The organism is Lacticaseibacillus manihotivorans DSM 13343 = JCM 12514, from assembly GCF_001435035.1.
In the GTDB taxonomy this organism is placed as follows: Bacteria; Bacillota; Bacilli; order Lactobacillales; family Lactobacillaceae; genus Lacticaseibacillus; species Lacticaseibacillus manihotivorans.
Genome location: NZ_AZEU01000105.1, coordinates 1 through 25,801 on the forward strand (window position 1 = coordinate 1; position 25,801 = coordinate 25,801).

Annotated in this window: 27 protein-coding genes; 8 read left to right on the forward strand and 19 right to left on the reverse strand. The window is 47.7% G+C overall.

What is annotated here, in order from left to right:
* Positions 1-21: 21 nt before the first annotated feature.
* Together FD01_RS05580 and FD01_RS05585 are read right to left on the reverse strand one after the other, a co-directional pair.
* A complete protein-coding gene (locus tag FD01_RS05580) occupies positions 22-357 on the reverse strand; it encodes an aminoglycoside 6-adenylyltransferase (RefSeq protein WP_056963096.1) in 336 nt (111 codons plus the stop codon).
* Entirely contained in the window at positions 350-2,347 is a 1,998-nt protein-coding gene (locus FD01_RS05585) for a KUP/HAK/KT family potassium transporter (protein WP_082611701.1), read from the reverse strand. Before FD01_RS05585 ends, FD01_RS05580 begins: the two co-directional genes overlap by 8 nt.
* A 172-nt stretch (positions 2,348-2,519) precedes the next feature.
* Between FD01_RS05585 and FD01_RS05590 the strand changes: the two genes are divergently transcribed.
* Positions 2,520-2,957, forward strand: coding sequence for a MarR family winged helix-turn-helix transcriptional regulator (locus tag FD01_RS05590; protein WP_054716498.1), 438 nt, complete (start codon positions 2,520-2,522; stop codon positions 2,955-2,957).
* A 47-nt stretch (positions 2,958-3,004) separates the two neighbouring features.
* On the opposite strand, the gene FD01_RS05595 is transcribed toward FD01_RS05590, so the two are convergent.
* A complete protein-coding gene (locus FD01_RS05595) occupies positions 3,005-4,468 on the reverse strand; it encodes a glycoside hydrolase family 1 protein (protein WP_056963098.1) in 1,464 nt (487 codons plus the stop codon).
* A gap of 61 nt (positions 4,469-4,529) precedes the next feature.
* Positions 4,530-5,351, reverse strand: coding sequence for a Cof-type HAD-IIB family hydrolase (locus FD01_RS05600; RefSeq protein ID WP_056963099.1), 822 nt, complete (start codon positions 5,349-5,351; stop codon positions 4,530-4,532).
* A 100-nt stretch (positions 5,352-5,451) separates the two neighbouring features.
* On the opposite strand from FD01_RS05600, the gene FD01_RS05605 reads away from it, so the two are divergent.
* Complete coding sequence (locus tag FD01_RS05605; RefSeq protein ID WP_054716489.1) at positions 5,452-6,324, forward strand: AraC family transcriptional regulator; 873 nt, start codon at positions 5,452-5,454, stop codon at positions 6,322-6,324.
* Positions 6,325-6,358: 34 nt separating this feature from the next.
* On the opposite strand, the gene FD01_RS05610 is transcribed toward FD01_RS05605, so the two are convergent.
* The 3 genes from FD01_RS05610 to FD01_RS05620 form a co-directional block, all read right to left on the reverse strand.
* Positions 6,359-7,000, reverse strand: a complete 642-nt coding sequence (locus FD01_RS05610; RefSeq protein ID WP_056963102.1) for an SDR family oxidoreductase — start codon at positions 6,998-7,000, stop codon at positions 6,359-6,361.
* 91 nt (positions 7,001-7,091) lie between these two features.
* The gene (locus tag FD01_RS05615) at positions 7,092-7,667 is read right to left on the reverse strand and encodes a TetR/AcrR family transcriptional regulator C-terminal domain-containing protein (protein WP_056963104.1); all 576 of its coding nucleotides are present in this window, start codon (positions 7,665-7,667) and stop codon (positions 7,092-7,094) included.
* Between the two features lie 21 nt (positions 7,668-7,688).
* Positions 7,689-8,315: a pentapeptide repeat-containing protein gene (locus FD01_RS05620; protein WP_056963105.1), complete on the reverse strand. Its 627-nt coding sequence runs from the start codon at positions 8,313-8,315 to the stop codon at positions 7,689-7,691.
* Positions 8,316-8,374: 59 nt separating this feature from the next.
* On the opposite strand from FD01_RS05620, the gene FD01_RS05625 reads away from it, so the two are divergent.
* Positions 8,375-9,178 carry a Cof-type HAD-IIB family hydrolase gene (locus FD01_RS05625; RefSeq protein WP_056963107.1) on the forward strand — a complete coding sequence of 268 codons (804 nt, stop codon included), beginning with the start codon at positions 8,375-8,377 and terminating at the stop codon, positions 9,176-9,178.
* On the opposite strand, the gene FD01_RS05630 is transcribed toward FD01_RS05625, so the two are convergent.
* The 5 genes from FD01_RS05630 to FD01_RS05650 all read right to left on the reverse strand — a co-directional run bounded on the left by FD01_RS05630 (position 9,170) and on the right by FD01_RS05650 (position 14,249).
* Positions 9,170-9,787, reverse strand: a complete 618-nt coding sequence (locus FD01_RS05630; protein WP_056963109.1) for a LysE/ArgO family amino acid transporter — start codon at positions 9,785-9,787, stop codon at positions 9,170-9,172. The two genes, FD01_RS05625 and FD01_RS05630, sit on opposite strands and share 9 nt — an antisense overlap.
* A gap of 245 nt (positions 9,788-10,032) precedes the next feature.
* Positions 10,033-10,248: a P8 family protein gene (locus FD01_RS05635; RefSeq protein WP_054716481.1), complete on the reverse strand. Its 216-nt coding sequence runs from the start codon at positions 10,246-10,248 to the stop codon at positions 10,033-10,035.
* A gap of 755 nt (positions 10,249-11,003) precedes the next feature.
* The gene (locus tag FD01_RS05640; protein WP_054716478.1) at positions 11,004-11,672 is read right to left on the reverse strand and encodes an EAL domain-containing protein; all 669 of its coding nucleotides are present in this window, start codon (positions 11,670-11,672) and stop codon (positions 11,004-11,006) included.
* 154 nt (positions 11,673-11,826) lie between these two features.
* Positions 11,827-12,525 (reverse strand): EAL domain-containing protein, encoded by a 699-nt coding sequence (locus FD01_RS05645; protein WP_056963111.1) that lies wholly within the window; start codon positions 12,523-12,525, stop codon positions 11,827-11,829.
* Between the two features lie 245 nt (positions 12,526-12,770).
* Positions 12,771-14,249, reverse strand: a complete 1,479-nt coding sequence (locus tag FD01_RS05650) for an MFS transporter (protein ID WP_082611699.1) — start codon at positions 14,247-14,249, stop codon at positions 12,771-12,773.
* A 198-nt stretch (positions 14,250-14,447) separates the two neighbouring features.
* Here FD01_RS05650 and FD01_RS05655 point away from each other — a divergent pair, with 198 nt between their 5' ends.
* Entirely contained in the window at positions 14,448-14,942 is a 495-nt protein-coding gene (locus FD01_RS05655; RefSeq protein WP_054716467.1) for a GNAT family N-acetyltransferase, read from the forward strand.
* Positions 14,943-14,988: 46 nt separating this feature from the next.
* Here the strand turns inward: FD01_RS05655 and FD01_RS16445 are convergent, their stop codons facing one another.
* A complete protein-coding gene (locus FD01_RS16445; protein ID WP_082611700.1) occupies positions 14,989-15,564 on the reverse strand; it encodes a YdeI/OmpD-associated family protein in 576 nt (191 codons plus the stop codon).
* A 128-nt stretch (positions 15,565-15,692) separates the two neighbouring features.
* Here FD01_RS16445 and FD01_RS05665 point away from each other — a divergent pair, with 128 nt between their 5' ends.
* On the forward strand, positions 15,693-16,457 hold the full coding sequence (locus FD01_RS05665; RefSeq protein ID WP_056963113.1) for a putative ABC transporter permease: 765 nt from the start codon (positions 15,693-15,695) through the stop codon (positions 16,455-16,457).
* A 47-nt stretch (positions 16,458-16,504) separates the two neighbouring features.
* On the opposite strand, the gene FD01_RS16010 is transcribed toward FD01_RS05665, so the two are convergent.
* The 5 genes from FD01_RS16010 to FD01_RS05685 form a co-directional block, all read right to left on the reverse strand.
* Complete coding sequence (locus tag FD01_RS16010; RefSeq protein ID WP_152164650.1) at positions 16,505-16,714, reverse strand: hypothetical protein; 210 nt, start codon at positions 16,712-16,714, stop codon at positions 16,505-16,507.
* Between the two features lie 255 nt (positions 16,715-16,969).
* A complete protein-coding gene (locus tag FD01_RS05670; protein ID WP_054716458.1) occupies positions 16,970-18,328 on the reverse strand; it encodes an RNA-guided endonuclease InsQ/TnpB family protein in 1,359 nt (452 codons plus the stop codon).
* 83 nt (positions 18,329-18,411) lie between these two features.
* Entirely contained in the window at positions 18,412-18,708 is a 297-nt protein-coding gene (locus FD01_RS05675) for an Ldh family oxidoreductase (RefSeq protein ID WP_054716455.1), read from the reverse strand.
* A gap of 56 nt (positions 18,709-18,764) precedes the next feature.
* Positions 18,765-20,192, reverse strand: a complete 1,428-nt coding sequence (locus FD01_RS16015; protein WP_152164646.1) for a PucR family transcriptional regulator — start codon at positions 20,190-20,192, stop codon at positions 18,765-18,767.
* Positions 20,193-20,363: 171 nt separating this feature from the next.
* Positions 20,364-21,536 (reverse strand): RNA-guided endonuclease InsQ/TnpB family protein, encoded by a 1,173-nt coding sequence (locus tag FD01_RS05685; protein ID WP_056963116.1) that lies wholly within the window; start codon positions 21,534-21,536, stop codon positions 20,364-20,366.
* A 354-nt stretch (positions 21,537-21,890) separates the two neighbouring features.
* Here FD01_RS05685 and FD01_RS05690 point away from each other — a divergent pair, with 354 nt between their 5' ends.
* Genes FD01_RS05690 through FD01_RS05700 form a run of 3 tightly spaced genes read left to right on the forward strand, consistent with a single transcriptional unit; the run spans position 21,891 to position 24,257 of the window.
* Complete coding sequence (locus FD01_RS05690; protein WP_054716504.1) at positions 21,891-22,745, forward strand: SDR family NAD(P)-dependent oxidoreductase; 855 nt, start codon at positions 21,891-21,893, stop codon at positions 22,743-22,745.
* Between the two features lie 13 nt (positions 22,746-22,758).
* A complete protein-coding gene (locus tag FD01_RS05695; protein ID WP_054716444.1) occupies positions 22,759-23,604 on the forward strand; it encodes an acetoacetate decarboxylase family protein in 846 nt (281 codons plus the stop codon).
* A gap of 11 nt (positions 23,605-23,615) precedes the next feature.
* Entirely contained in the window at positions 23,616-24,257 is a 642-nt protein-coding gene (locus tag FD01_RS05700; protein ID WP_054716443.1) for a nitroreductase family protein, read from the forward strand.
* Between the two features lie 95 nt (positions 24,258-24,352).
* On the opposite strand, the gene FD01_RS05705 is transcribed toward FD01_RS05700, so the two are convergent.
* Entirely contained in the window at positions 24,353-25,750 is a 1,398-nt protein-coding gene (locus FD01_RS05705; protein ID WP_056963118.1) for an L-cystine transporter, read from the reverse strand.
* Positions 25,751-25,801 lie beyond the last annotated feature (51 nt).

Consider the following 25,801-nt stretch of genomic DNA (forward strand, 5'->3'; position numbering starts at 1 on the left):
AATTTCGGTCTAGGTGCGGTGTCAAAAATATATCAACTCTACTTGACGAAGAGCCGCAAATTTCCAATCGATTCGCTTAGTCCCGGCATAGCGCACCAAATACGTGTCCCAAATCGCCGAACTCGGACCAAATAAATCGCGATTCAACAGATGTTGCCAAATCACGGGTCCGCCTAGCGCGCATACCCAATGTGACCACGCGTCATCACCCAACGCTTCGCGAACAAACACGGTGACATCGAGATCTGACCAAGCATCTGTGATCACTGATGGATCGTTGCGTGAGCCTTCTGTCCCAATGGCAACCACTCGCGAATCGTGCTCAGCTAATTGGAAAATCTGCGCCAAATCATTCATGTAACTTTACCTTTTTGCGGTTCAACACATCGCCATGATCAAAATGCGGCTGCTTAGGACTTTCAATAAACAGCGGCACCGTTTCTTCGATCACTTCAGAGAATTCCAAGCCATACCATTGTGCTGGGGTCGTGGTGACATTTTGCATCCATAGACGGCCACCGATCAGGCGTTTTTGCCAACTTGGAATATTGTCAGCCGCCAGCAATCCTGCCGGCTTTTCGCCGATAATCACAAACCGGAAGTCCCCGACGCGACGATTGCGCATGGTAGAATACGTCGGTGTTTGGTCGCCTAAGATCTTTTGATCCAACAAGTCGTTGATGATCTTGCGGATGTAGACATTGACGTGTTGCGAGCAGCGGAAGCCTAAGTACAATTGGACGGAAACCACATTGTTGGTGCCCATCATGTCCACCGTGTAGCGCTTGTCCCAAGGCGTATCGGTTTCATTCACTGTCACGAACCAATACACCTTGGCGCGCTTAGGCTGCTTGTCCAAAATCGAATACATCGCCGTACGCTTCAAACGATAGCCAGCTTTAACCTTCGTCATGAAGACTAAGTTGGTGGTCAATAGCGGCACCGACTCATCCGCGGACAAGGCTTGCAGTTGAGACAAGTAATCCGTCAACGTCACATATTCGGATTCGTCTTGATAATGTTCGCGGAACTTGTTGCCGAAGTACCAAACCACCATGATGCCTAAAATCAACAACATGATGATCAACGTGATGTAGCCACCTTTGAGGAACTTGGTGAGACTGGCCAACAAGAATATCGCTTCGATCACCCCAAAGAACCCGGCAATTAAGGCCGCTTGCCAACGACTGTGATGCATCGCTAAGAATTCATACAGTAACAACGTCGTCATTAACATTGTGACCGTGATGGCCAAACCATACGCAGCTTCCATGTGTTCAGACGTCTTAAAGTAAAATACCACGCCTAAGGTCACCGCACACAAAAACCAGTTGACCAAGCCGATGTAGATCTGACTGCGGGTATCGTTAGGGTGTTTGATCGACATTTTCGGCAAAAATTTCAAGCCGACTGCTTCATTCACCAAGGTAAAGGAGCCGGTGATCAACGCTTGTGACGCGATGACTGCCGCAAACGTCGCCAAGACAATGGCAAACATCCGCACGCCACCTGGCAACATGCTATAAAACGGATTGATTGTCGCCAAATTGCGATAAGCGGCATCTTGGGCGTGATTCAACAACCATGCCCCTTGGCCGAAGTAGTTGAGCATGAGCATTGCGTAAACAAATGGCCAAGTGCGGTAAATATTACCTTTGCCGACATGCCCCATATCCGAATACAACGCTTCAGCCCCAGTCGTCGCCAAGAAGATACTGCCAAGCAAGAAGATCCCAACTTTGTTGTCTGGGCTGAAAAGCGTGCGAATCGCATAAACTGGCGACAAGGCCTTGAGAATTTCCAAGTGCGAGGTCATATGTAACAACCCAGCAATCCCTAAGAAACTAAACCAGATCAACATCACTGGCCCAAACAAGCGCCCGATGCTGGCAGTGCCGAACTTTTGGATCATGAATACCACTAAGATGATCACAATGACGATTGCCATCACCACATTTTGCGAATTCGAAAAGACAAAACTACCAAAGTGTTGGCCTTTAAGCCCTTCAATCGCAGAAGTGACCGTCACGGCAGGCGTCAGTGTCCCATCTGCCAGCAACGCCGCGCCACCAAGTAACGCTGGCACTGCCAACCATTTGCCGCGGTGGCGCACTAGCGCGAACAGCGCAAAGATCCCACCTTCACCTTTGTTATCGGCGCGCATGGCAATGCCGACATATTTAATGGTGGTCAACAACATCAATGTCCAAAAAATCAAGGAAACCGATCCGATAATATAATCTGGGCGCAGCGCCCCGACTTTACCGGCATCGCCGATCACAGCGTTCATAACGTACAGCGGACTGGTCCCAATATCGCCATAGACGATCCCCAGCGTGATCAACATCCCCGCTAATGAGATCTTCGACTTTTTCCCCAAAATGGTGCCTCCATGTTCTTCAATGTACTCACAGTCTAATGCGTTAGGGGGTGAAAGACAATCTTCGTAAAATATTGTTTACAAAATCGGTAAAATCTTCTATATTAAGGTCACAATCATGTACAAAGGACGGTCGACCGTGGAAAAATCTTTGATCATGCACGAATATTTGCAGCTTTTGCCGAATGTATTTCAAGACTTCCAAAGCCTTTCGGCAAACATGCCACTTTCCCACCTGCAACTGGTGGTGATCGATATGCTGAGCAGCAGTGGCATCCCCTTACCGGTTAAAACGTTACGCGATCATGTGCAAACCTCGCGCCAACAACTCAACGCTGTTTTGAATACCCTGCAAACTTCCGGCTATATCAGCCGCACCCCAAATCCCGACGATGGCCGCTCAGTCCTCATTACCTTAACGCCTGCTGGCCAAGATTTAAATCAAGCGCGTTGGGAAACCGTAGCCAGCCGCACCAAGCAACGTTTGACGCACTTATCTGATGAGCAACAATTGGAACTCTACTATTGTTTACACAAACTCAACGGGATACTGAAGGAAATGAGTGCCACTGACTGACGCCAAGCAAAAAGACCAAGACTGGATTTTGTCTTGGCCTCATTGCTTTAATAGTCGATTTCAGGATCGGTGTTTTCGCCGTTCGTCGCGATCACTCGCTTGTACCAGTAGTAACTCTTCTTGGGGATCCGGCGGAAGTCGCCAACTTGGTCATCATTGCGATCGACATAAACAAAACCGTAACGCTTGGCCATTTGCCCAGTCCCAGCTGAAACCAAATCGATCCAACCCCATGAAGTGTAGCCGATCAAGTTGACACCGTCTTTGATCGCACCCGCCATGGCATCGATATGTTCGCTCAAATAACTGATACGATAATCGTCATACACTTTGTCCGAATCAGTCAACTTGTCAAAAGCCCCGAGCCCATTTTCCACTACCATTAGCGGAATCTGGTAGCGCGAGTTCAATTCATTGAGGTACCAGCGCAAGCCATCTGGATCTGTGGCCCAACCCCAATCACTGTATTTGAGATAAGGATTCTTCACACCAGCGCTCATGTTTTGATCGACGCGTTGCTTGGTAGGATCGGCAGTTTCCACGCTGGAGCTGTAGTAACTGAAGGAATAAAAGTCCACGCAACCAGCTTTGAGATCCGCTGCATCAGCATCTGAAATTTCAAGCTTGACGTCATGTTCATCCCAATAACGCTTAGCAAATGCAGGATAAGCGCCGCGTACTTGGACATCCCCACAGTAGAAATTGATCAATTCATTGGAGCGTTGCGCCAACAACACGTCTTTTGGATCTGGCGTCAATGGATACTTCACTTGCCCGGCGATCATACAACCGATTTGATTGGCCGGATCGATCTTGTGGCCGATTTGCACAGCGCGTGCACTGGCGACGAATTGATTGTGCAGTGCCAACAAAGCATGTTGAATGCTGTCGTCATCTGTTTGTGGCGCAAAAGCAGCGGCTTGGTCAGCAATCGGCAAGCCCAGCGAGACATACCCACCTAAGAAAAAGCCGGCATTGATTTCATTAAACGTCAGCCAGTATTTCACTAAGCCTTTGTATTCGGAGAACAAGGTGTTGGCATATTTTTCATAAAAGCCGATCACTTGACGATTCTCCCAGCCACCATAAGCTTCGGTCAAATGATAAGGCATTTCGTAATGAGAGATCGTCACTAACGGTTCGATGTGATACTGGTGGCACAATTCAAACACATGACGATAATAATCTAGCCCCGCAAGATTTGGCTCAGCGTCGTCGCCATTGGGGAAGATCCGCGTCCAAGCAATCGACAAGCGATACACACTAAAGCCCATGCCCGCCATCAACTTGATATCTTCTTCAATATGATGGTAGCCATCTGATGCCAGTTGCGACGGATAATACTCGCCTGGAATTAAAGTCTTGGTGAAGCGCCGCGGGGTATCGACCGTGCCACCAGTCATATGATCTGAGGTGCTTTCCCCTTTGCCCGCTTCTTGCCACGCACCTTCATATTGATTGGCAGCCACCGCGCCGCCCCATAAAAAACCTTTTGGAAAATGATTCGTCATCTGTTTACCTCCAATAAAAAATTCATCGTGACTATCATCGCACAGTTGAAATCGCTGTCAATTATTTTTTCACGTCGAGTACGAATTGGTGAATCGCTTTGGCAATCCCACCATCGTCGCTAGTCGCCGTGACAAAATCAGCATGGGCTTTAGCAATCGGCGTCCCATTGCCCATGGCGACTGCTAAGCCAACTGTGGCAAACATTTGCAGATCATTGCCTTCGTCGCCAAAGCCCATCATTTCTTCTGGCTTGATACGAATGGCGTCACCTAAGGCTTTCAGCGCATTGCCTTTGTCCACGCCTGCAGGCATCACTTCTAAGAAATTCTTGCCGGCACGGATCACACTGAAGGCAACGCCGAAAGTTTCGCGCACGAGCGGTTCTGCCGCATCAAGTTTGGCTTGATCGCCGACATACAACCCTTTGGTGATGGCAAAGTCTTTGGGCAGCTCGTCTGGTTGGCGCACCGATAAACCCGCAGAGTTTTCCATCGCTTGTACCACGGTCACAAAATCCACATCCCGATCGGCCGTGTAAATGCGACTTTCGGCATCCAACACATTAAATGGTAAGTGATTGGCTTGGCCAAATGCGGTCAACCAGCGATAGCCTGCGTTATCAATGAGTTTTTTGGCGATAATGGCGCCAGTAGTGGATTGAATGATCGCGCCGTTATAAGTCACCACATATTGATCTGGGCCATCGATGCCAAGTTCATCTAACCAAGGCTTGACCCCAGCCAGTGGGCGGCCAGTGCACAACACGACTTTGATGCCTCGAGCCAAACATTTCGTGATGGCTTCCAAGGTACTAGGTAAAATCGTTTTATCTGACGTCAACAGCGTGTCGTCAATATCTAAAGCAATTAATTTAATGGTCATGATGCATCCCTCCTTGTGTCCTTGATTAAATCGTAGCAAACTGATCATAGTCACAAGGCGCAATGTTGAAACCAACACGCGACATTTAGGAGGTGTCCACATGGCCGCATTTGAACAAGTCGAACAATGGCCGACGTTACCCTTTAAGTTTTACCAAAATGATCCGCACAAGCCGATCGATTTTCCTAGCCACTGGCACCCAAGCATTGAATTGAATTTTCTCGTCGCCGGCGGACCTTTGACTTTCACCACTGATGGCGTTGAGCATGTGTATCAGCCAGGCGACGTCTGGGCCACCGATCGCCGGGTGGTCCATAGCAACAGCGGCGATTCCGCGCTTGCTTGGGATGAATTTGGTTTGATCATCGATGAAGATTTCTTGGCGGCAAAGCTTCCCAGCAGTGCCAATTGGGAGTTGCATTTAATCGGCCATCAAGATCAGCCAAATCATGCTTATCGCGAAATTTTTCAATACGGCCTGGCGATTCGGGATTTGATCACCCAAGGCGTTGACGAGTATCGGCGCTTAGAGATCTTGAGTCATTTTTACGCACTATTGGTCACCTTAGGCCGCAACTTCACCACCCAACGAAACCCCAGTCATGTCGCGGAAAACGGTCACTTAGTGGATGCCGTGATGCAAAAGATCCACACGCAATTTGCAGAAGACTTGCATAGTGCGGACTTGGCGCAAGCGGTGCACGTTTCCACCACGACGTTGAATCAGCAGTTCCAAGCGCAAGTTCACATGTCGGTGCATCAATACATTCGCTTGGTGCGCTTGATCAAAGCCCGCCGCTTGTTGCTCGAATCTGATGCGCCCATCGACTTTATCGCAATGAGTTGCGGGTTTGGCAGTACCAAAAGTTTCCAGCGCAACTTCAAAACTTGGAGCGGCATGGCGCCATCCACGTATCGCCAAACGGTGCACACCTTGCCGCCAGATGATCTGGTCTTTTTGCATGATGACTAAAAAACGGCCTCAACTTGAGGTCGTTTTTTGTCTATTAGTAAAATGAAGGCTTATCGCCATCAGTCCCTGGTTGGTCGACACCAAGTGAGGCTTTGATATGCTGAGATGGATCGTTGATCAACTTGACGACCAAGTCCGCGATACTCTTGCGGGAAACTTCTGTGCCCTTGAAGGCTTCCCCTTTTTCAGTGGTTTCATAGCTGACCACATTCTTGTTGGACAACCAGGCTGGACGAATGATGGTGTAATCAAGATCGGAGCCTTCGATCACCTTAGCTGCGGCAGCATAAGTTTCCAAGTAGCCGCCGTCAAGCATTTGATGGTTCCACTTGCCATATTTACCAGGCACTTCATCGTAAATCCCTAACGTTGAGATCGAAATCAAGCGTTTGACCCCGGCGCGATCCATGGCTGCCACCACCGACTTGGCTTGGTTTTCAATTTGGGCATTGCCAAGGTTGGCGTAAACCACATCGACGCCTTTTAAAGCCGCATCGAGTTGTGCGGCATTCAACACATCCCCGTCGATCACCGTTTCGCGCTTGGCATCGGTGACGTTCAAGCGGTTGGCACGCCGCAAGAACAACTTCAAATCGTGCTTGGTTTCATTAAGTAATTGCTTGGTTGCAAGTTGGGCGATTTGTCCATGCGCCCCTAAAATTAAAACATTAGCCATAAGATATCCTTCCTTTCGCTTTCACTTACAAAGTATAAGAGAACCTCAGGCAAAATAAAACGGACAGCTTTGAATGACTGTCCGTTTGGCTTTAACCGATTTCTCGGGTATTGATTTTTCGAGCGCGCAACAAGAACCCGTTCATGCCATCTTGGAAGTATGCTTGTAAATAATCAGTTTCTTGTTTGACTGAAACTGGGTGATCAGCCAACAGCCACTCTTTGATGCCAGATAACAATGCCGCGCCAAGCAAATCTTTTAAGAATTTGCAATAACTGGTGTCGATCAACACTTGTTCGGCTTCGCCCATGGTTTTGAAAATATCGGCGACCATTTGACGCAAGTGCGCTTGGATCACCATTTCTGGGGCGTTTTGCTCGTCGATTTGGATCACCCGCTGATAAAAAGCGCGGTTGGTGCCAAAGTAAGCGACGATGCTTTCAACCGTTTGCGGCCAGTATTGATAATGGCCGCAGTAATGGGCCGCCGCGGCGACTTCACTAGAATAAATGTCGCCGAGCACATCATATTTATCGCGGTAATAATCATAAAACGTTTGCCGTCGCAAGCCGGCTTGTTGCATGATGGTCGTCACGTTAATGCTACTAAATGGTTGAGCCACCACCAAGCGCTTGGTGGCGTCTTTGATTTTGGTTTTCGTATCCATAGGCAAAGTCCTCCGCCTCCACTATACCACGCGCAACCCTAAATAGCGCTTGGCGATTAAACTGGCTTGCGCGTCGGTCACTTTCAAACCGCGCATCCGTTCAAGATCTAATTCTAACGTTTCAAATTCACAACTGGAAAGATCTAAATTCTTCAGCTTAAAACCCAGTAACCCCAAGCCATCGATGGCACAATCGGTTAACGTGAGCTTCGCGGTTTGCGCCCGAGACAATTCGCCACCATCCAAGCGACAACGCAAACAGTCGACAGTTTTAAACGTCGCTTCAGGCGCCCATACCAACGACATTTGGCAATCCACAAACTGCACATTGGCGGCATACATTTGGGTGAGATTCGTGCCGACAAAGCGACATTGATCAAACACCACGCGGTAAAACGCGGCTTCACTTAAATCGACATTGGCGAAATCACAATGTTTAAACACACAATCTGACGCTTCAAAGCGCTCAGTTTGCATCGGGGTGAAGTCGGTGTGATCGATGCGCGAGTTCTCAATCGTGGGATGATGAATAAACATGGCTGGCATCGTGTCGTGATTGATGGCAACGCCTTGTAAATAAGCGTCTGCGTCAACCCAGCCGGTTAAAGTCGCCGTCGTCAAGTCCTCAAAGAGTTGTGGGGATTCCAAAGAATTTGCCTCCAATTTGTGATAAGGTTAATGGTAAACGCTTTACTAAGGAGAATGCAATGCCAATTCGACAGATTTTTTCAGATATGGATGGCACGCTTTTGAACTCACAAGGCTTGTTAGCTCAAAGCAATGCCGATTTAATTTTACAAGCCAACATTCCGGTGACTTTGGTTTCGGCTCGCGCACCGATCGAAATGGCGCCTGCCATTAAAATGCTTCACTTAACTGGCCCGCAAATCGCCTTTAACGGCGGCTTGATCTTTCGACCAAATGCGGCTTTCGATCCACTGGTCGCTCATCCGATGAGCCATGATTCTGTGGCCACGTTACTGGATGCGATCGAAACGCATTTTCCAAAGGTGTCGTTGAGCTTCTATGATCGCAAGCAATGGTACACCAGCCGCATCGATCGCGGCATCGAATACGAACAAAGCTTAACAGAACAAGCGCCGGAGCTCGTCGTCACTGACAGTGCGGCAGCTGCAGGCTTAGAAGTCTTCAAGTTGATGATGATCACCTTTGACTTAGCCGAAATGAATGCGATGAATCAATTCTTGCTGGACTTGAAGGTGCCAGGTGTTTCGATTCAACGCTCAGGTGATCAATATTTGGAAATCACGTCAGACTTGGCCAAGAAATCTCATGGCATTCAATACCTGTTTGACCACACTGGCTTGGTGCCATCTGATTGCGCCGCCTTTGGGGATGGCCACAACGACTTGCCAATGCTTCGACGTGTGGGCACGCCGATCGCGATGGCTAACGCCCAACAAGTTGTGCTCGACTTAGCCGCTTACACCACTACCAGCAATGATGAAGATGGCGTTGGCCGTGGGATCCACGACTTCTTATTAAAGTAATAGTTTGATCGCCGTCCAAACTAAGGTGCAGCCATAAACCATCACGATCGCGCCAGAAATCAAATTGACCCACATGAGAAACCGCCGTGGCAGGCGGTTTTTTAGGACGCCGATGATCAACGTGACGCCAAAAAACCACAAGAACGTACTGCTTAAAATGCCTAATAAGAAAGGCAACACTTCACCACGCGCCAACGTACTGCGCATCGCCCCAAAGGAAACTGAGGTATCGATGATCGCTTGTGGGTTGGCAAAAGCAACCGCCCATGCCGATACAAACGCTTCTTTTAGAGGTAATGGTTTCACCGCCCCTTCCAAGCTAGTCGCACTGGCGCCTTTAAAGATGCCATAACCCATCCAAAACACAATGCCGCCGCCGACAAATAAAATGATCAACTTCAACCAGGTATAATGGGTGATCAACGCGCCCATGCCTAAGAAAGCCACCACAGTCAGCGCGGTGTCTGTCAGCCACACGAAACTGGCAATTAAAAAGGCGCGCCGCAAGCGATTGGCCATTGCCGAGTTAAAGACAAAAAGATTTTGCATGCCGATGGAGCTCACCAACGCAATGGAGATCAACATGCCCCGTAAGTATACTGATAACATTTTTACCCTACTTTCTTGCTTAGGCCGTATCATAACAAAAGGCACCCACCCCACGATCTTCCAGCTTGCGCTGTGCCTACGATCGTGTGGTGGATGCCTAAACTGTGTGCCCGACGACATCACAGCCTAATAGCGATTTAATTGATAAGTCAATGGTAGAGTATCGGGAATTTTTTGTCAACGGCTTTTTTTAAGCGCAGGAAAAACGACAGGCATCCCTAAAACTCGCAGTTAAAAAGGTGAAACTACTTCTTCAGTTCCTTTTCAGCCAAAGCCTTGACGTCTTCGTCTGAGGCATCCAACAAAGGCTTCATTTGTTCTTCAGTCTTGATGGTGTCATGGGCATTAGCTTCCATATAGTGGTTCCACAAAGCGTCGCGGACAGGCGTTTCATCAGAGCTCCAGTCAAATACCGCGTTCATTGGTTCGTCCAAAACTAAGGTCTTTTCTACATCAGCCATGATTCAATTTCCTCCACATTTTGATTTGCACCAGGTGCGGTGCTTTTTGCTTACAAGTTCATTATAGTCCTATTTTTGAATTTCGGCGCAATTAAATTAGCACTTTATTAGCCAGATTGCTAAAAAAGTTCCGCAACCATATCCCGACACATTCGGACACACAAAACCCACGAAACCAAATTGCTTTTCGTGGATTTCAGGCTTTGACGCCAATTCAATTACGTTCATGCAGTGCAAAACATTCAAGCGCGTGTCTGCGCCACCGCCACTTCTTAGGCTTTGGTCGCTTTCGGGACGACTCGATCATGCATGATCTTTTGTCCACAGGCGTCACTTGCAACTTGTGTTACCACAAGGCAAATCGTCCATTCACACCTGGTATGAGTCCGAAAGGGGACCCTTATGTGCCGGCACGACTGATGCTGAGACCCACGGCCAAGGATCTGGTCATGTGGATCGATCTCACTCGGGTTTGCGGGGAACTGCCCCCCGTTGCGAAGTAATGCAGGTGACGTGCGCTAAGCCACCCCTTCCTCCTAGTATACGCAGATTATGATAACGCCTTCATAAACAATTGTCAAGTATTTAAAGTGAGCAAACTAAAATGTTTCGACAAGATTGCTTTTCATATCATCGGGCATCGTCGAGTGTTTCAAAACAACGCACCTGCGACTAGCTACTCTCGGTGCTAAGTGCGTGTTGAAACACTCTGGGCACAAGAAAAGGCCACTACCCCAAGTCGTGGCCTTTGAATTTTATTGACCTGCTAATAGCGCCGGTTTGCCTAGCAGATAACCTTGCACAACATCACATGGATAATCGTTTCTGATCCGCGCGAACTCCGCATCGGATTCAATGCCTTCGATCGCCAACATTTTGTGATGGCGTTGCGCCAACCCATACCAGAATTCCAACTCTGGCTTAATGTCATCTAGAGATTGAAAGGGCCGGAAGTTTTGTAAAGCAAACTTGTATTCGGCAATCGATTCATTCATTTTTAACACCATTTCTGGGGTGTTTTGGCCGGTACCGACATCATCGATGCAAACTAAGATCCCTGCGTCGTAGTAACGTTTGGCCGCGTCGATCAATTGTTGCTCGGTGACCCCGGCAGACAAACGCTCAGTCAGTTCCACAAATAAGAGCACATCACAGCGCGCTTCCACCCGTTTGACCATGTCCAAATACTTGGGCTTAATGAACTGGTCTTGTTCCAAGTTAAATGAAATCAACGCGGTGTGTTCTGGCAACACTTGAATGATTTGATCTAAGAGTTTTTCGATCATCACATCCGTTAATTGGGAAAAGTCTTTGGGTAAGATCCAATGTCCATCCACATTTTCGCGCACGAATAGCTCGTAGCCGACGGACCATGGGTGGTCTGGATCTAAATCAAATTTTGGTTGTCCAAAGAAACGAAACATTGTCTACCCCCTCACTTGCTCAAAAACGCAAAACGACCCGAACATGTCTTTCACATGCGCGGGTCGTGTACTCGAAAAATTCGAGCCTGAGCAATTTACTATTGTTTCTACCTCAAAGGCAGATTATGATAAATCATTTTCAGAAAAAATCGATTCATTCTCCTGAAACTTTCTTAGGTTCGTATAACACCGATTCAATACGATGCTGTTTGCCAAACAAATAACCTTGCAACAAGTTACCTGGATAAGCCGCTTCCAATAACGCGAGCTCAACGCTAGTTTCCACGCCTTCCCAAGCTAACACCTTGTGGAACTTTTTGGCCATATCACACCAAAATTTCAATTGGGGTGACAGTTCGTTAACTGAACGCATTGGCCGGAAATTTTGAAAGGCGAACTTGTACTCACTGATATAATCATTGAGCAACATCACCAACGCCGGCGAATTCTGGCCAGTGCCGACATCATCGATACACACTTGCAGGCCACAAGTTGCAAAGCGCTTGGCGGCATTCAACAATTGTCCAGGCGTGATGCCCGCACCTAAACGTTCCGTCAATTCGGTATACAGTTCAATGTCAGTGCTGGCTTGAACACTTGCGATCATTGCCGGAAAGGCCGGATCGATGAATTGGCTTTGCTCGAGGTTAAAGGACAAAATCTTGATATGCGCTGGCATCTGCGTAATGGTTTGGCGCAACAAATGATTCAACGTCATCACGCCGATCCCTTCAAATGGCAATGGTTGCGCCCACTGCCCGTTGCGCCGTTCTTTGATAAACAATTCGTAACCGATGGGGCGCACTTGAGGCGCTCCCATTGGATATTTTGGTTGGGCAAAAATTGTATACATCCCATCCACCTCCAGTGTGATCACTCCAATTCCCCCATAACGACAATTAGAATAAAAAACGACCCAAGCATGTCTCTCTCATGCGCGGGTCGTATGCTCGAAAGGTTCTCGAACTTGAGCAGGTCTTCATTTGTCGTTAATGCTATTATAACTAATTTGTTTGTAATAATCTACAAAAAAATTATTATATTTCGGGTTTTGGCTGGTTGAGATTTGCATCCCCATCCGGTTTTTAAAGGATCAGCTCAGCTGGTTGCCAGCTGTTTTTGCTTTTCGCGGTGCAAAGCGTACATGTTCACGAACAAGGCCGCGATCATTAAAATCAAACCCAGCCACATAATATGATGCAAGCCATTGAACATGATGGCGCGCATTTTAGGTAATAAAGCTTGCGGCAAGGACTTGTTGCTTTGGGCATTGGATAAGTTGTTCATCATCGCCATGGTGATCTTGCCATGGGCTTTGGCCACGCCTGCGCGCAAGGCATTATTCATCAAGATGCCATACACCGCGGCGGTCATGGTTTGGCTGAGCATCCGGATCAAAAAACTGAAACTCGTCGCCACTGGCACGTCTTGCGGCAGCGCATCAGTTTGGACTTTAACTTGCAACTCGGAAAAGCACATCCCGTTGCCGTACCCTTGAAACACCCCAGCTAACATGATCGCCCAATAAGGCGCATGTTGATCGACTAACACCATGATCAAAAACGTCAGCATCAACGTCAAGATCCCGACTAACACCACTTGTTGTGGGGACAAATGCCGCCGCAGTGGTGCTGTAGACCCGGAGCCTAAGAAGTTGGTAAACGAGCCAGGAATTTGGGTACAGCCACCGATCAACGCCGATACGCCAAGCATCGCTTGCACCCACATCGGGGCGTAAACGATAAAGCCCATAAATGCACCCCAAATCAACGTAAACAACACAAAATCGATCACGAGTTCTGGGTCTTCAAACAAACGCCCTGGAATAATTGGATCTTTAGCGCGACGTTCGACCACCACCATGGCACCAAGCAATACAACCGCAATGCCAGCTAACAAAAGTAACACCCAAGCGCTGGTGGCACCGATCATTTCAATGGCGGAAAGTAAACTGATCAAGCCGACGGTCAACAACGCCGCGCCTTGATAATCCACCGGCACATTGCGCGGCGCCTTTTTTTCTTCTTTGAAGAACAATTGCACCAAAATCGCAGAGATCAAGCCGATCGGAACATTCAAATAAAACACCCAATGCCATGACCACGCATCCACAATCGCCCCACCGACTAACGGGCCGATGATCGTGGCGGTGGAATAACTGGCTGACACCAAGCCTAAGACTTGCATGCGCTTGCGCGGATTTTTATACAGTTGCGCATAAATAATGTAAGGCAAGGACACCATGCCCCCATTGCCGATCCCAGCGATTGCTCGCGAAATGATCAACATCACCATTGAAGGCGCCATGCCTTGCAAAAAGCTCCCGAGCACAAACATCAACGCCGCCAATTGATAAGCGCGACGATTACCGAGTCGCTCGCCGAGTTTACTCCACAACGGCGTGGAAACCGCGGTTCCTAATAAGAATATCGCCACGATCCAACCCATCAGCTCCAAGCCATGAAGATCTGCGATGATCGCTGGCAGTGCAGTGTTAACAATGGTATTATCCAAGCCACTCATGGCGTTGGAAAGCAGTAGCGCAAACGTGACTAACCAAATATTTTTCTTCGACAAAGGCTTCCTCTTTCTGAAAACAAAACGATACCTTCTATGATAGTCCTGAATGCCAGCTTGTGCCAGATGAATTGAAACGCAACCACGAAGCAACATAAAGGATGTGCTGAAATCACTCATGTTAACTATGGTGACACGAGCACTAGCAACGTTGACATTCCCGCGGTATCATAAAAACAATTATTGAGGAGGCTGAATATGTCTGTTGAATTTGTGAATGCTGAGCACGTTGATCTGCCTGCGATCGTGGCGATTTATAACCAAGCGATTCCCAGTCGCTTAGCCACTGCTGACTTAGAGCCCGTTTCGGTGGCGTCGAAAGAAGCATGGTTTGCTGAATACGATTTGGACCATCGCCCGTTATGGAAAATCATGGTGGACGGCAAACTGGCAGGTTGGGTCGGCTTGGAATCATTTTACGGGCGTCCAGCTTACAGCCACACCGCCGAAATCAGCATTTACTTAGACGACGCCTTCCAACATCTTGGCCTCGGCCAACAAGCCTTAGCCTATGTCATCACCCAACTCAAGCGCCTGGATCTCAATACGCTCGTCGCGTTCATCTTTGCTCACAACGCCCCTTCTCAAGGCCTCTTCAAGAAAAATGGCTTCGAACGCTGGGCGCATCTCCCAGATGTTGCCTTGATGGATGATCAACTGCGCAGTTTGGACATTTTAGGCAAACGGTTCTAACGATTTAAAAAGTCCGCTGGGAAAAATTTCTCAGCGGACTTTTGATTTATTGACGTGGATGCCAAGGCTGTTTCATGTAAACATCCCCAGCTTTGAGCTCTGCTAGCATTTGTTTTAAGCGTTTGGTTTGCGTCGCCTCACGCTTGGCCTGCGCGATCCAGTTGAGATAGTCAGTTTGTTGATACTGTGGACGGGCATCAAAAGCTGCTCGCAGTTGATACGTCTGCAAGTTTTCGGCAATCTTCTCCGACATCACGACTTTAGGCCGACGCTTTGGTGCTGTGCGTTTTTCAACATGACTAGCCCGCCACTGCGCAATGGCTTGGATCAAGTCGACAGGCAACGGCTGATCATAAGGAAACTGAATCGCGCCTTTGGAAGTCTGATAAGGCTTCAACTGATCAGCAAATTCGATGATCGGCGCCGCCGTCGGATAAAACCCTAAGAAATTACGATTGGCCCCAAAATACACCAACACCTGCCCTTCCCAAAACGCTGGCATGCTGTAGCTGATGCGTTCTTCGGCTGCTGGTAAAGCCAGTTGTAAGGTACGATAAATCGCCGTCAAATGCGGTTGCGCGAGATCAGGTTGTTGGGCGATGTAATCAGAAATGCCACTCATGGCAGTCCCCCTTTCAAATCGATTTGCTTCTATTATAATGGTAACGGTTTAAAAGTGCACGATTAGAAGCCGCATCGTCAACGTGTTATGATAAAACAAAAATCCCAGTAACTTGAAAGGAATCACTTATGCCGTTTGAACATGAATTTACCTTGTGGCTGCTGTACTTTTTTGCCTATGCCTTTGTCGGCTGGCTGTGGGAATCTGGTTATGTTAGTTTTCAAAAACGCAAATGGGTCAACTCCGGCTTCTTAAACGGCCCGATCATTCCGGTGTACGGGTTTTCGATGGTCACGGTACTCGCAATCATTGAACCGTTTGAAAATAATTTATTGATCTTATATTTTGCCAGCGCCATCGTGATCACGGTGATCGAATACATCACCAGCTGGGGGATGGAAATGCTATTTCACGCCCGCTGGTGGGATTATTCCAAAGTGCCGCTAAATATTAACGGACGCGTGGCTTTACCGATTTCTGCTTTTTGGGGTTTAGGGGTCGTGGTGATTGTCAAGTTCGTGCATCCCTTTGTAGCACGAGGCGTCAATTGGTTTGACGGGCATTACGGCATCTATGCCGCAATTTTCTGCTTAGCGGCAGCCATGTTTGACTTCGGCTTCACCTTGGCCAATGCCTTAGCTTTCGGCGCTGCCACCAAACGCATCGGTGACACGATCGAAGCCAAGAAACTGGAACTGCATGAGAAACTCGACGAGTCCCGTGACTGGCTGGAAGCTTATCGCAAAGACGCCGAGGCGCGCACACATCTGCCGCAATTAAACGCCGTCCAACGCCGGTTATTAAAAAGTTTCCCCAATCTGAAACTGCGCGATACCCATACCACCGCGCATGATATCGAAGACTTGATGAACTTATTACGCAAGAAGAAATAACGCGAAAACGGACTGCCGAGGAGAAATTCTCAGCAGTCCGTTTTGATTTAAAAGGCTGGCACATCGACGTGCAATCGTTGTGAGATCTTGACTAATTCAGCATAAGTCTTATCATCGATCACCAAGCCATTCGCTTTGCGATCCGCATACGCCGCCGCTTCTTTATCGCCGTGCACATAAACTTGCTTCCCGGCGACAGCCGGTTGGGCGCGCAATTGATTCAAGAAATCATAAACTACTCGGGAATGAATTCCCAAGTTTCCAAGATCTCTCTTGAAAACATCGTAAACTGCGAGTCACAAGAATTACTTGTGATCCCTACGAGGCCATTAGGGTAGCCCGAACTCTAACTGCAACGACCGTGTTTTGCCACAAATGTCACCGAATGCAGGTCAACGGTATACGCTCGCTTTTAGGTCTTAGTTTACTTTGCGACCAGATTATCCCTAACTGTTGTACTGGTCGGAGGAAGTTGTTCCGTTCTCCCTTGATGAAATTGATTGATGATATGCTTAAATAATTGAACTGACCATAGTGGCAGTGACTTTAGCAAATGTTTTGACTTTGATGTGATGAATTGGATGCAGTCCCCAGTCGAGAATGTTTAGGGCGGCGTTGTGGTCTCGATTGACAACCTTACCTGTAACTGAACTGACCCACTCTCGTTGAGACAAAGGATGTTTGTCGATGCTCTCAGTGCCATATTCAACTTGGCTGGTCTTGTAAGCATCAACTTCTACCACTGTGACACCTTGCTTAAAAGCTCGATTTTGAATCACTTTCTTAGCTTCATATGGCTTTAGCAATGCAAGTTTTCGATTCTTGGCTTTGCCCGTCGATTTGCGCATGTCCTTAGCCCCGATTTTCTCCATCACTACGACTTCGACGGGATCCACGATTTCTATGGCGAGGTGGCGATAGGCCTCAGTTAAAAGCTGTGCACGTTTGGCAGAAAACTTTTGAATCTTTTTGTCGAGTTTCTTGGTACTCCCGTGCGTTAGACTCCGCTTGCGCTTCAGCTTGTTGATCTGGTGTTCGTACCAGTCTGCTTTGGCAATCACTTCAGCCGGAAGTTGATACTGTTTGTCATTGGAATCATGATAAGCGACGTTATTGGTCATATTCCAATCGATGCCGATAGCCGGCTTTGCTTGAACATTCGCCGGAGCTTTTGGCCGCACATGCACGATTTGAAACTGGTAAGTGCCGTCGTCTTTACGCTTCAACTTGATGACTTTAACGTCAGAGAAATCATATTCACTTGCCCGCTTATGCAAATGTAAGATACCAAAATTTGGCACTTTGATGACATGGGCGGAAAGAATTTGAATCGGCGTGTTTTTTTGAATCTCGACAGCACGTGTCTTAGACTTCAGATTAAAGCGTAAGTGTCCGTGCTTGTACCAACTGTTGTGCTGAGGGTTCCTGTGCTTGCCACGTTTATCTTTGATAATGTTTTGTTTGAATTGAAACTTGATCTTGTCAGACCACTTGAAGCCGGCACGCAACTTCTTTTGATACTCGTTGAAGTTGATGATCAGTGTTTGAAGAAATAGTTGGGCGTTGTGCGAAGATAGAGACAATGCTTTGTAGCTCCAGCGCTTCAACTGATACTTTTCATTTAGAAATAAGTTGATGATGTAGTTGATCAGGGTATTACGATCTCGCCCAGTTGGAATCTTGCGGTCGATGTGCTTGCGACCATAAGTCTTGTACATATAATTCAATGAATAATTAAATAACTGGTCTTGAATTATTAAGGCATGAAGGTGTTGGAGAATTTGTTCTGATGAGAGGGTGACTTTCAACTTTTCAGTGAACGCAAATGTCGCCGTTCGGCTGCGTTTTTCCTTTACCCAGGGCTCAGCCATAATGAAGTCTCCTTGAATTTGATAACTTTATTATAGCAAACGCTTGTTCGGAATTCAAATTTTAAAGAACACAAATGGCCTGTCTAAACGCTAATTCTTCCCAGGAATGAATTCCTGGGTTTGCTTAGCTGACAGGCTAGATCAACCACGGCTGATACATGGGTTTCAAAGACGATTTCCGGTTGGGCGTGCAAATCGATTTTCCCGGCTTGAATGAAGCGGTCGTACATACTCAAGCGCTGAATCCCGTGAGACGCAATGCCGTGAAGATCGGTGTACGTGATCATCTTCGCCACTGCTTGGGCATCTTGGGCCTCAAATCCATAAGCTTGATACAACTCTTGGACCCAATCGTGAACCTTTTGACTATCATAACGCATGCGCAAATGCCTCCTTGTAAATATTGTCAGCTTACGTGCACACGCTTAAGCCAAGCTTAAAGTTGCTGCGCTTTGAGATAAGCGGAGATTTTATAGCTGGCGGCGAGCTTAAAACAAGTTTGCGCATCTTTTAAATCCAGTCCAGTGAGTTCTTGGATCCGTTGCAGACGATTGCGCAAAGTATTGGGGTGGATGAACAACGCTGAGGCGGTTTCAACTTGATTACAAGTGGCCGCCAAGTAGGCTTGCAAGGTTTTCACCAACTCGCTGTGCATCTCGTCATCATAATGCGCTAATGCTTGCAAAGCGGGACTGATGAAAAATGGCAAAATTGTATCCCCGTCTTGCACCTGGGCCAACATCAGCTCAAAAGCGACATCTTCGCAAAACATCACGGCTTGTTGTCTGTCGAGTTGCGCCGCTTTTTCGCACACCGCGGCCGCTGGTTTGGTCATCGAAGGATCCGAATAAAAATGTGACACGATCAAGCGACATTGCGCTTGGGCGGCGAGCTTGGCCAGCTTGGCATGGAAGTGCGGTGAGTTATAGGCTTTCAAACTCACGGAAATCAAGGCCAAACATTTCTGATGGGCCAAGGTGATCAACACTTGATCAAACATCGGCGCGGCTAAATAACTCAAGCGCTCGCGCAACTCGCCGAGATCGCGATCCATGGTGGGGATGGCTTGCACGATCACTGCCGCATGCGGCAATTGCGCGTGTTGCAAACGAAATTGCGCCGCCCAAGTCGCATCTACTGGCGAATCCAATAATAAATTGACTAACTGATCGCGGGCGGATAAATGTTTTTCAATCACCCGCTGCGCCACCGCCACATGCGCGATCAACTGGCCAAGCTTCGGCAATAAGGTCAAATGCTTCGGCATCAAAGGCGTGGCGGTGATCGCCATGGCCAAATACCCTAACGCGTCATTGTGATAACTCAAAGGCGTCAACAATAATGGCGTCGGCGATTGTTCCGGCGTGGTGAGATATAAATGTTGATAAAACTGTTCCGGATCGATGGCGGGCACGTGGCTGGCTAAAAATTGTCCGATTTCACTATCCGGCCTTAAGCAATCATTGGTCACCCGCAAAAATTTCTGGCCGTCGAGTTTCAACACGCCTAATGGATTGCCTAGCATCCCTGCCGCCTGCATTAACGTCACTTGAAAATCCGCAGTCGTCGCCGCGATTGCTAATGGCAGCACAGGATCTGCTTCATGAGGTTGAGCCAATAACGTCCCACACACAGTTAAGAACTTTAATAAAGCCGTGCCATCTTTTGCCAAATCAGGCAAAGTCGCCACGACTTGATCTTGTGCACAAATTTGCAATTGTGAACGACACGGTTTCACTTGCAGGATATTTGCCATAGCCTCGCCTTCGACTTGCACTCGGGTGATTACCTGCGCTGGTACTTGATCGCAACGCACTAACGTAAACTGCATCGCTAATTTTGTCAACAAGGTTTCCAGTAACATGTCATCCTGCTATATAAAACGTGGAAGAATGTCCAATGACACTAGCAAGGATTATATATTTCCTTTCATAGTTGTCCATTCTGGTTTCATTTGGTCCCGTCAACATCAGTATTCTTACCGTGATATAAATCTTGGCAACATGGACTGACTCTTGAACCTTAAGGGTATAGCCTACCCCTTGGCGTATTGAATTAAATTCTGTACCGCATTGACATCGCGTTCTAAGCGCGCCCCACATGCGTAACAGTGATACTCGTGATGTTTCGTATGATGCAAAGCATTGCCAGCTAACGTCAACTTTTCTGCGCCAACTTTAACTTCACCACATTGACTACAACGTTGCGTGCTTGGATAGTATCGATCAACCATGACCAACTCGCGACCATACCATTCAGCTTTATACTTCAGCAATTGTTTGAAGCAACCAAACTGTGAGCGATGAAGGTTCTTCGCTAGATGCTTATTCATCTTCATGTGTTGTACATCTAGATCTTCAATGGCAATTGTGCCGTTATCTTGGACCAGCTGCGTCGTAAACTTTTGCATCAGGTCATTTTGAATCCGAGCGACTTTCTGATAACTGTGCTGCAATTTGGTTATCATTGCGCGATAGTTATTCGATCGAAAATTTTTAGGATTCTCATTCCGTTTGCGAGCAAGGCGCTGTTGATACAAAGTGATGCGAGTATAAAGATTAGTGAGTTGATCCGTCAATACGCGAACAGCTTTAGTCTGATTGTCGTCGTTATAAACGAATTTACCGATATTGGCATCGACACCACAGACGCGATGATTACTAGGCAATGGATGCGATTCATCGACTTCAATGCTAAGGCTGGCGTAGTAACCATCTGCATCTCGATTTACTGTTGCTTGGCGAAGTGGACCGCTCCATCTCGGCGCTTCTGATAAACGAATTGGATACCAGTCACCTGCGTATGCTTGTGGTTTATCCAGACACAGCTTGCCATCGACAATCATTGCACGATCAGTTTTAAAAACCAGGCGACTTTTCTTGCGTGATTTGAACTTTGGTTTTTTGTGGTTAGGCATCTTTGGATTGAAGAAGTTCTTCCACGCCTGACCTAAGTCATGGACTGCCAGTTGTAGTGTACGAGCCGATTGGGCGTATTGCCAATCAGCTTTATTGGCGACTAGTTCGTCGCGCACCTTACGTTCATTTGGACGCAAGGTTTTATCTTGCAACACTAATGACGCCTCATACATGCTATTCCAAGTCTCAAGGGCTTGGTTATAACAGTAGCGGCGGTAGTGATAAGCCTTGTTGATAAACTGTTGCATCGTCTTGTTGGGATAACAGCGCACCTTGTGAGTCATGAGCATGTGTTTCACCTCCTCAACTGTATTGTATACAAGAGAAATGAATTCATGCTGCCAAGACGAGATGAAAATCACCATTGTCCATTCACGGTTCACCAATACTTATTTCACGAGTATCTCATGTTTAGGTGAGTCATTTGCTTGCCTTCCACTGAATGCTGCAAGCAATTATTCACCACAAGCTTCTATATTATTTGATATATTTGATTACTGTTTAAGACCTCCTGTGGGAAACTCACAGTCATCAGCGTGTGAAGCTGTGAGCTTCTCCTCTTCTACGATAGCAGATGTAAGCGCTATGATAAAGGTGTATTCGGGAATCGGAATGTTACATCGCAGGTAGAAAGGATGTTACTGATGAAGGATTTCAAAGATAAAGTCATGTTTCTCACTGGAGCAGCGCATGGATTTGGGCGCGTGATCGCCATCGAAGCGGCCAAGCGCGGGATGAAGCTCGCCTTGTTTGATATCGATGAGCCCGCATTAAAGGAAACCGTCGCCCTGTTAGGCGACGCTGACGTCTTGAGCAAAAAGGCTGATGTCACCAAAGAAAGTGAAGTCAATGCCGCCATTGATGCCACGATGGCACGTTTTGGCCAAATCGATTTATTGATCAACGATGCCGGCATCGCCTTGCCTGGCCGCATGTGGGAATTGCCGGTACGCGATTGGGAATGGATCTTGCATGTCAATACGATGAGCCAAGTGTACACCATGCGCAAAATCATTCCGATCATGCTCAAGCAAAAGACGCATGGCGCCATTTTAAACGTGGCTTCCATTGCCGGCTTGCTCGACACCCCTGGGATGCCAGCTTATCACGCGTCGAAGTTTGCTTCCGTGGGGCTCACTGAGGCGACTGCTTACGACTTGCAACGTATCGGCGCCGACATTCAAATGCATGTGATGTGCCCAGGCTTTGTCCAAACCGATTTGTATCACACTGAACAACATCGGCCAGCCGATTACGCTGATGCCAGTGATCCTTACTATCAATCTGAAGCTTACTTAAAAGGCCAACAATTTGCCAAGTATGTGATCACCAATGGCACGCCGATCGACACGATTGCTGACACCGTCTTTAAAGCATTGGAAAATGATACCTTTTATATTCTCACGCATCCAGAATACAACCCATTGATTACCGATCGTGTCAGCCGCATCGTCAACAATGGCAAACCGGATGTGCATGTGATGGATGGGATCATGTAAGGAGGACATCAACATGACAAGTTTTAAAGTATCCGAAGCAAACGTCAAAGATTTCTTGAATCTACCGTCAATGAACGATCAAGCTGGGATCAGTTTTGCTTATGCCACTGATCCAGAAAAACTCGCCAGCTTGATCCCAGCCCCATTGAAATTAGTGGCGCCAATCGTCGTGGGCTACGTGGTGCACATGGGCAAGCCAAGCTTCGGCGCCCCATATTTGGAACAAACCTTGTATGCCTTAGTTTCTTATGATGGCAAAATGATGGGCGCTTACCCATTTGAATTGTTACTGCACGGCCCAGGTGCTGAATCTGGCTTAGTCGCAGGCCGTGAAGGGGCCTGCATTCCAAAGAAACTCGCTGATGACATCACCCTGCGCCGCACTGGCGATCACGCTGAAGCCAGCGTTGTGCGTCATGGCAAGGAATTACTGCATGTCGAATTTGATCAAGGTGAAATCAACGAGCCATCCTTCACGGAGCAATTTGCTTCCATGTTGCCTTTGAATCAGGAAGTCCAAACCAATAGCTTCTTCTTCAATTACAATTTGAAACAAGATGAGCAAGGCGCCAACCACTTCGAAAATGTCGAACTGGTGGCAACGCAAATGAAGTCTTATACTGATCAATTGGAGGCGGGTAAACTCTCGATCACGCTAGATTCCACCGAAGACGATCCCTTAGGTGAATTGCCAGTGTTGAAGCCACTAGGTGCCGCTTGGTATCACTTCAACACCTCCACAATGTTTAACACCTTGCACTTGACGCCAGTAGATGCGGCAGCCACTGCCCCATATCTGATCACTGGACGTTATGATCGTGGGATTTATGATCCATCAGTTACCAGCTATCATATTTAGGAGGTTTCAGTATGGCTATTGTGAATAATGATTTTTCTGATGTGATGTTCAATCGGCATTCCGTGCGGCAATTCGACCCTGAAGTCAAAATCGATCGCGATGAACTGCAAGCAATGATCAAAGAGGCCACCACTGCCCCATCAGCATGTAATTTGCAATCTTGGCATTTTGTGGTGATCGACACACCTGCTGGCAAAGCCGACTTGAAGAAAGCTGCCATGAAGTTTAACTATCCACAAATCGACTCGGCTTCAGCCATCGTCTTTATCGCCGGTGACACCAAGAGCCACGAAGTTTACCGCGATGTTTGGAACAAAGTTTATCAAGCAGGCAAGATTTCCAAAGAAAAACTCGACAGTATTTTGAACACGTTTCTTCCATTATATGAACACGCTGATCAGAATTTCTTGATGCTTGATGCGACGCTTGATGGCGCCATGGTCGGCATGCAGTTGTTATTAGCTGCGCGGGCGCATGGGTATGAAGCCAATGCCTTTTCTGGATATGACTTTAAGACCATCATTCCATCGCTCGGCTTGGATCCAACGCGCTTTGTCCCAGTGATGGGTGTGGCCATCGGCAAACCTGCTAAAGGTGCCGACATCTTACAAACCACGCGCTATGATGCCGCCAGCTTAACTGAATTCCGCTAATCGTCAAAAGTGCCTTGAACTCAAATCTCGAGTTCAAGGCATTTTTGCGCGAACAAATTGCCAGTCCGAAGGGTTGAACTGGCAATTTTCTGATTTTATAAGGTATTGGCAACTAAATTCTCGTCGTCATCCAAAACTTTGTGATCGAGGTTATCCGTCGCTTTAGCCGCAATTAAACCAGCTAAGATGGAATCATTGACGTTAACTGCAGTCCGTGCCATGTCGACAATTGGATCAATGGCAATGATCACAGCCATGATGGCTACTGGCAAATTCAACGTGCCGAGCACCATCAAGGTAGAGAACGTTGCCCCACCACCGACACCGGCAGAACCAAAGGAAGCTAAGGTAACCACCGCCACCAAGGTCAAAATAAATTGGGGCGTGAAGACGTTGATGCCAACCGTCGGCGCAATAATCGTGGCAATCATTGCCGGATAAACCCCGGCGCACCCGTTTTGCCCGATCGTCAACCCAAAGCTCCCAGCAAAGTTCGCAATCGCAGAGTTAATGCCAAGCGATTCCGTTTGAATCTTCAAGTTCAATGGCAAGGTCCCGGCACTGGTGCGAGACGTGAAGGCAAAAATCAATGCTGGCCAAACTTTCTTGTAATAGCGAATTGGGTTGATATGGTTGGCCAACAAAATCAAGGTGTGCACGATCAAGACTGCGATCAAGGCCACATAAGCGGCGATGATAAAGACCCCAAGTTGCGCGATCGAGGCGATGGAATCAGTAGCGGCAGCTTTGGTGATCAAAGCGAAGATCCCATAAGGCGTGAGCGCTAAGACTAATTTGATGATGCCGTGCACCAAACGATCTAACACATTGATGCCTTTGGCGACTTGCGCGGCAATTTCAGGTTCGGTTTTGCGCAAGCCCAGATAAGCGATCCCAGTGACGGCAGAGAAAATCACCACCGCAATCGTTGAGGTTGCCCGTGTCCCAGCTAAATCTGCAAAAATGTTTGTTGGGAAGAAGCTGATGATCTGCTGTGGTAAGGTGACGCCTTTTAATGCGGATTGGTGTTCCTTGATGGCTGCCAAGTTGGCGGCGTCAGCACTGGTGCCAGCCACAAAGTGTGCACCTTGTAAGTGGAAAGCAAATACGGATAAGACGCCAAGCAAAGCAGCAATGGCCGTGGTGATCAAAAGCGTTGCCAGCACCGTAACCCCGATTTTGCGCAAGTTGGCCACATCCGTCAAGCGCGTGAAGGCGCCGATCAAGGACACAGCGACTAATGGGGTGATCAAGGTTTGCAGCAAGGCGACGTAACCTGAGCCGATAATGCTCAACCAGTTGATGGTTTGCGTGGTGATATTAGACGTATTGCCCCAGATCAATTGGATCCCGATGCCAAAAACAACGCCGACGACTAAGGAGCCAAACACTAATTTGGTAAAACTGGTGCCTTTACGATGCAGATAAGCAATCACAGCGAGAACAATGGCAGCAACAATTAAAATCGCGATAATGGTTAAGTTTTGAGTCATAGTTATAATCACGCAAGCGCTGCGCCCTTGCCCAAAAGGCAATGAAAAGGC